This window comes from Enhygromyxa salina (assembly GCF_002994615.1).
GTDB lineage: Bacteria > Myxococcota_A > Polyangia > Nannocystales > Nannocystaceae > Plesiocystis > Plesiocystis salina_A.
The window spans coordinates 1-1,245 of the sequence record NZ_PVNK01000106.1 but is presented as its reverse complement, the minus strand read 5'-3'; the positions used below and the strand labels follow the sequence as shown (position 1 = coordinate 1,245).

Genomic DNA, 1,245 nt, shown 5'->3' with positions numbered 1-1,245 from the left:
CCGCTCGCCAATCAGGCCAACCGCAAGGTCGACGATCGGGCCGAGGACAACGACCGCGGCAACGACGAGTGGCTCGGCAACGCGAGCGAGGAGACCTGGGGGCCGGACTGCGTGTCGTGGGGCACGGGCGAGCGCAACGCGGTCGAGTGGGCCGCGAGCGGACCTGGTTTCGAGACCGAGTCGGCGCCCGGCTTCCGGATGAGCCCGCAGGTGGTCCGGGTGACCTTGCTGGCCAAACCCGACACCATGGCCGGTGGCGCCGACGCGGTCGTCGATGCATTCTACAACGAGCTCGTGGCAATTGAGGACCGACCGACGATGGATTCGGCGGTCGGCAGTCGCGAATATCGAACTTTGACCGAGCGCTTCCGCGTTCGTAACAGCCATTGGCGCGACCCCGCCTTGAAGTGAGGAGCAAGCTGATATGACGCTCTCGAACAAGTCACGAGTACAGGCCCATCTAAAGGTGCGGCGACGGGCGCGGGCGAATCAGCTCGGCGCGACGATGGTCAGCGTGATGCTGTTGACGGTGTCGCTGATGACGGTCGCGGTCTTGGTCGTGCGCTCGTCGAACCGCGAGGTCTCGCAGGCCAACGCGCTCGTCGCTCGCGAGCGGGCGATGATGGCCGCGCAAGCCACGATCGAGCTCGGGGCCGCGCAGCTGCGCCAGCAGATCAACGAGGGCGGGAGCGCGCAGCAGGTCATCAACCAGGCGCTGACGGGCTACAACAACCCGGGCGATCAGTCGGTCTGCGCCTCGGTGTTCGAGGACTGCATCCCCGGCGGCAACGGCGACGACCAGGTCCCGGCGACCGGCCAGAAGAACCGCTGGGTCACGGGCAAGTCGGACTGCGCGGGGCGGCCGTGCATGCGCCAGGGCGCCCTCGCGTTCTTGCCCAACGCGGGCGGCGTCCCGACCAATTGGGTGCAGGTGCCGCTGCGTGACCTGCTCGAGGGGGCCGACGCCGAGGCCCGCGTGACCTTGTGGGTCCGCAACAACGCCGCCGACGCGATCGACACGGGCGGCGGCTCGTGGACCAGCGACAGCGACGGCCGCGTGGTCCTGACCGCGATGGCGACGATCCGCAACACCACGATCGCAGTCGAGCAAGAGTTCGCGCTGACGCCCGCCAACTTGCAGCAGGCCTGGTCGATGAGCTCGCCCGACGTCGGCTACGGCGGCGGGCACAACAACGACAACGTCATGGCTGACGTGTGCGTCGAGAACTTCTTGGGTTACGAGGA

Annotated in this window: 2 protein-coding genes; both read left to right on the top strand. The window is 68.0% G+C overall.

What is annotated here, in order from left to right; genetic code table 11:
- Nucleotides 1–411: hypothetical protein (locus ENSA5_RS37310; RefSeq protein WP_181197552.1), on the top strand; the 411-nt coding region annotated here is incomplete at its 5' end.
- A gap of 106 nt (nucleotides 412–517) precedes the next feature.
- Nucleotides 518–1,245 (top strand): hypothetical protein (locus tag ENSA5_RS09160; RefSeq protein ID WP_258182797.1); only part of this gene is annotated, 728 nt, incomplete at its 3' end.